Genomic DNA, 5,578 nt, shown 5'->3' with positions numbered 1-5,578 from the left:
AATAAATCATATTTTTTTAGTTTATTAATTAACTCAATTAAAGGTATTTAAGAAGGATTAAAAAAAAGAATAGAAATAAATATTAAAAAGGTGTTGTGGGATTAAAAAAGGGTTTTATATTTGCACCCCGAAACAAAAACGACGAGTTAAGTTTTGGCAGTTCATTTCCAAGAAATTTAGAGTTTGAAAAAAAAATAAAATATTTTTGAATTTAAGTTTGTGGGTAAAGAAAAAGGGTTTTATATTTGCACCCGCTTAGCGAGGAAACGAGTTAAGAGAGTAAAGAAAAGTTCATTAACATATTGAATTGACAGCGTAAGAATTTTACTGGAAACGGTAGAATTCAAACAAGAGAATAAATCATTTAGAGTACAGATATTAAAAATTCCTATTAGTTGTTAAAGAGATAGTCGTAAGACTTAAAATTTAACGATGAAGAGTTTGATCCTGGCTCAGGATGAACGCTAGCGGCAGGCCTAACACATGCAAGTCGAACGGTAACAGGAAAGAGCTTGCTCTTTTGCTGACGAGTGGCGCACGGGTGCGTAACGCGTATACAATCTACCTTTTACAGGGGGATAGCCTTTAGAAATGAAGAATAATACCCCATAGTAAGTGATTTTCGCATGGAAGACACTTTAAAGTTTCGGCGGTAAAAGATGAGTATGCGTTCTATTAGCTAGATGGTGTGGTAACGGCACACCATGGCGACGATAGATAGGGGCCCTGAGAGGGGGATCCCCCACACTGGTACTGAGACACGGACCAGACTCCTACGGGAGGCAGCAGTGAGGAATATTGGACAATGGGCGAGAGCCTGATCCAGCCATGCCGCGTGCAGGAAGACTGCCCTATGGGTTGTAAACTGCTTTTATACAGGAAGAAACCCACCTACGTGTAGGTGGCTGACGGTACTGTAAGAATAAGGATCGGCTAACTCCGTGCCAGCAGCCGCGGTAATACGGAGGATCCAAGCGTTATCCGGAATCATTGGGTTTAAAGGGTCCGTAGGTGGATAATTAAGTCAGAGGTGAAATCCTGCAGCTCAACTGTAGAATTGCCTTTGATACTGGTTATCTTGAATTATTGTGAAGTGGTTAGAATATGTAGTGTAGCGGTGAAATGCATAGATATTACATAGAATACCAATTGCGAAGGCAGATCACTAACAATATATTGACACTGATGGACGAAAGCGTGGGGAGCGAACAGGATTAGATACCCTGGTAGTCCACGCCGTAAACGATGGTCACTAGCTGTTCGAACTTCGGTTTGAGTGGCTAAGCGAAAGTGATAAGTGACCCACCTGGGGAGTACGTTCGCAAGAATGAAACTCAAAGGAATTGACGGGGGCCCGCACAAGCGGTGGAGCATGTGGTTTAATTCGATGATACGCGAGGAACCTTACCAGGGCTTAAATGTAGATTGCATTAGCTAGAGATAGCTATTTCTTCGGACTATCTACAAGGTGCTGCATGGTTGTCGTCAGCTCGTGCCGTGAGGTGTCAGGTTAAGTCCTATAACGAGCGCAACCCCTGTTGTTAGTTGCCAGCATGTAAAGATGGGAACTCTAACAAGACTGCCAGTGCAAACTGTGAGGAAGGTGGGGATGACGTCAAATCATCACGGCCCTTACGTCCTGGGCTACACACGTGCTACAATGGTAGGGACAGAGAGCAGCCACTTCGCGAGAAGGAGCGAATCTATAAACCCTATCACAGTTCGGATCGGAGTCTGCAACTCGACTCCGTGAAGCTGGAATCGCTAGTAATCGCATATCAGCCATGATGCGGTGAATACGTTCCCGGGCCTTGTACACACCGCCCGTCAAGCCATGGAAGCTGGGAGTGCCTGAAGTCCGTCACCGCAAGGAGCGGCCTAGGGTAAAATCGGTAACTAGGGCTAAGTCGTAACAAGGTAGCCGTACCGGAAGGTGCGGCTGGAACACCTCCTTTCTAGAGAAAGACGACTAATAAGGAAAGTTCATTAAAAGGAAATATTTAGTTTATTCTCTTGCTGTTAATTTAATTTTATAATAATTAAGTAGAGTCTCATAGCTCAGCTGGTTAGAGCGCTACACTGATAATGTAGAGGTCGGCAGTTCGAGTCTGCCTGAGACTACTAATTAAAGGAAATTCTAGAAGTTGGGAAACCAGTTTTGCAGTACGCAGTTAGCAGTACACAGTACATCAACAACTGATTACTGAATGCTAATGACTGACTACTAAGAAATGGGGGATTAGCTCAGCTGGCTAGAGCGCCTGCCTTGCACGCAGGAGGTCATCGGTTCGACTCCGATATTCTCCACTACGGCTTAACGTTGTTACTGATTTAGTTATCAGTTACGATTCGCCACAAGTTCATTGACATATTGAAAAAGATACATGAAAGATATATAAAGAGATCGTTCTCTTTATATGTTTAAATAATTTAATTGCTAATAGTAAGTCACGAGCTAACTATTAGTAATGTAACTCATTAAAAAGACAAAAGTACAATAAGCTAAATAAGAGCGTATGGGGAATGCCTAGGCTCTCAGAGGCGATGAAGGACGTGATAAGCTGCGAAAAGCTACGGGGATTGGCACATACAAATTGATCCGTAGATATCCGAATGGGGCAACCCAGCATGTTGAAGACATGTTATCCGCAAGGAGGCGAACCCGGAGAACTGAAACATCTAAGTACCCGGAGGAGAAGAAAACAAAAGTGATTCCGATAGTAGCGGCGAGCGAAATTGGATTAGCCCAAACCAGTATTGTTACGGCAATACTGGGGTTGTAGGACCACGATATTCGATGCATAATGAATTAGAACAGTTTGGAAAGACTGACCAAAGAGGGTGATAGTCCCGTATAAGTAAAGATTGTTAAGATAGTGGTATCCTGAGTAGTGCGGGGCACGTGTAACCCTGTGTGAATCAGTCGGGACCATCCGATAAGGCTAAATACTCCTGAGAGACCGATAGTGAACTAGTACCGTGAGGGAAAGGTGAAAAGAACCCTGAATAAGGGAGTGAAATAGAACCTGAAACCATACGCTTACAAGCGGTCGGAGCAGACTTGATCTGTGACGGCGTGCCTTTTGCATAATGAGCCTACGAGTTACCGTTGCTAGCAAGGTTAAGGACTTCAGGTCCGGATCCGTAGCGAAAGCGAGTCTGAATAGGGCGCTTTAGTTAGTAGTGGTAGACGCGAAACCGTGTGATCTACCCATGGGCAGGGTGAAGCTGTGGTAACACACAGTGGAGGCCCGAACCGGTTGACGTTGAAAAGTCTTCGGATGACCTGTGGGTAGGGGTGAAAGGCCAATCAAACTCGGAAATAGCTCGTACTCCCCGAAATGCATTTAGGTGCAGCGTTGATTTATAGTTTTATAGAGGTAGAGCTACTGATTGGATGCGGGGGCTTCACCGCCTACCAATTCCTGACAAACTCCGAATGCTATAAAATGTTCATCAGCAGTGAGGGCATGGGTGCTAAGGTCCATGTCCGAGAGGGAAAGAACCCAGACCATCAGCTAAGGTCCCCAAATGTATGTTAAGTTGAATAAACGAGGTTGGATTGCATAGACAGCTAGGATGTTGGCTTGGAAGCAGCCATTCATTTAAAGAGTGCGTAACAGCTCACTAGTCGAGCGATCCGGCATGGATAATAATCGGGCATAAACATACTACCGAAGCTATGGACTTGTAAAAGTGGTAGGGGAGCATTGTAGTGTCGTCGAAGGTGTACTGCGAGGTATGCTGGAGAAGCTACAAAAGAAAATGTAGGCATAAGTAACGATAATGCGGGCGAGAAACCCGCACTCCGAAAGACTAAGGTTTCCTCAGCTATGCTAATCAGCTGAGGGTTAGTCGGGACCTAACGCGAACCCGAAAGGGGTAGTGGATGGACAACAGGTTAATATTCCTGTACCTGCTCACACTAAAAGTGACGGAGGCGAATAGTTAGTGCGCACTGACGGAATAGTGCGTTGAAGCCAGTGGTAACACGGCGATAGTACACTGAGACTACGGTCAAGGTGATAATCTAGCGAATCGACTTCCAAGAAAAGCGAGTGAAGCAGCCCGTACCCTAAACCGACACAGGTAGTTGGGATGAGAATTCTAAGGAGCTCGAGAGATTCATGGCTAAGGAACTAGGCAAAATCGACGCGTAACTTCGGGAGAAGCGTCGCCTCCCTTCGGGGAGGCCGCAGTGAAAAGGTCCAGGCGACTGTTTATCAAAAACACAGGGCTCTGCTAAATCGAAAGATGATGTATAGGGCCTGACACCTGCCCGGTGCTGGAAGGTTAAGTGGAGGGTTTAGAAGTTTACTTCGAAGATCTCAAATGAAGCCCCAGTAAACGGCGGCCGTAACTATAACGGTCCTAAGGTAGCGAAATTCCTTGTCGGGTAAGTTCCGACCTGCACGAATGGTGTAACGATCTGGACACTGTCTCAGCCATGAGCTCGGTGAAATTGTAGTATCGGTGAAGATGCCGATTACCCGCAGTGGGACGAAAAGACCCCGTGAACCTTTACTATAGCTTAGTATTGGCTTTGGATAAGTAATGTGTAGGATAGGTGGGAGACTTTGAAGTGGCGTCGCTAGGCGTTGTGGAGTCATTGTTGAAATACCACCCTTTGCTTATCTAGAGTCTAACCTCTAATCAGGGACAGTGCTTGGTGGGTAGTTTGACTGGGGTGGTCGCCTCCAAAAGAGTAACGGAGGCTTCTAAAGGTTCCCTCAGCACGCTTGGTAACCGTGCGTAGAGTGCAATGGCATAAGGGAGCTTGACTGAGAGACATACAGGTCGATCAGGTACGAAAGTAGAGCATAGTGATCCGGTGGTTCCGTATGGAAGGGCCATCGCTCAAAGGATAAAAGGTACTCCGGGGATAACAGGCTGATCTCCCCCAAGAGCTCACATCGACGGGGGGGTTTGGCACCTCGATGTCGGCTCGTCACATCCTGGGGCTGGAGAAGGTCCCAAGGGTTGGGCTGTTCGCCCATTAAAGTGGCACGCGAGCTGGGTTCAGAACGTCGTGAGACAGTTCGGTCTCTATCTACTGTGGGCGTTAGAAATTTGAGTGGATCTGACTCTAGTACGAGAGGACCGAGTTGGACGAACCTCTGGTGTACCTGTTGTTCCGCCAGGAGCATTGCAGGGTAGCTACGTTCGGAAGGGATAAGCGCTGAAAGCATATAAGCGCGAAACCCACCACAAGATGAGATTTCTTTAAAGGGTCGTGGAAGATGACCACGTTGATAGGCTATAGGTGTAAAGGCAGTAATGTCATAGCCAAGTAGTACTAATAACCCATAGGCTTATTGTCACTTCGACTTCGCTCAGTGACTCAGTTACTGAGCGAGTCTGTTTTTTTAGAGTACAACAATTATTCATGTAATTTTTTCAATATGTTAAGATATTAGTGTTTTTAACTACACATCATAAAGTTCTGAGTCAAATCAGAATAAAGATTTAAGGTGGTTATAGCGACGGGGCTCACCTCTTACCATTCCGAACAGAGTAGTTAAGCCCGTTTGCGCCGATGGTACTGCTTTCTGTGGGAGAGTAGGTCGCCGCCTTTTTT

General features: G+C 45.8%; 2 tRNA genes and 3 rRNA genes. All 5 read left to right on the top strand.

Annotated elements, in window-relative coordinates:
- Nucleotides 1-429: 429 nt before the first annotated feature.
- A 16S ribosomal RNA gene (locus tag H8K90_RS16880) occupies nucleotides 430-1,955 on the top strand.
- Nucleotides 1,956-2,047: 92 nt separating this feature from the next.
- A tRNA-Ile gene (locus H8K90_RS16875) sits at nucleotides 2,048-2,121 on the top strand.
- Nucleotides 2,122-2,233: 112 nt separating this feature from the next.
- A tRNA-Ala gene (locus tag H8K90_RS16870) sits at nucleotides 2,234-2,307 on the top strand.
- A 188-nt stretch (nucleotides 2,308-2,495) separates the two neighbouring features.
- Nucleotides 2,496-5,320 (top strand): 23S ribosomal RNA (locus tag H8K90_RS16865).
- A gap of 147 nt (nucleotides 5,321-5,467) precedes the next feature.
- Nucleotides 5,468-5,576 (top strand): 5S ribosomal RNA (gene rrf / locus H8K90_RS16860).
- Together the 16S, 23S and 5S rRNA genes with 2 tRNA genes alongside form the textbook arrangement of a ribosomal RNA operon.
- The last annotated feature ends 2 nt before the right edge of the window (nucleotides 5,577-5,578 follow it).

This window comes from Winogradskyella echinorum (genome assembly GCF_014297365.1).
Lineage (GTDB): Bacteria > Bacteroidota > Bacteroidia > Flavobacteriales > Flavobacteriaceae > Winogradskyella > Winogradskyella echinorum.
Note: the sequence above shows the minus strand (reverse complement) of the source record. Positions and strands in the feature narration are given on the sequence as shown.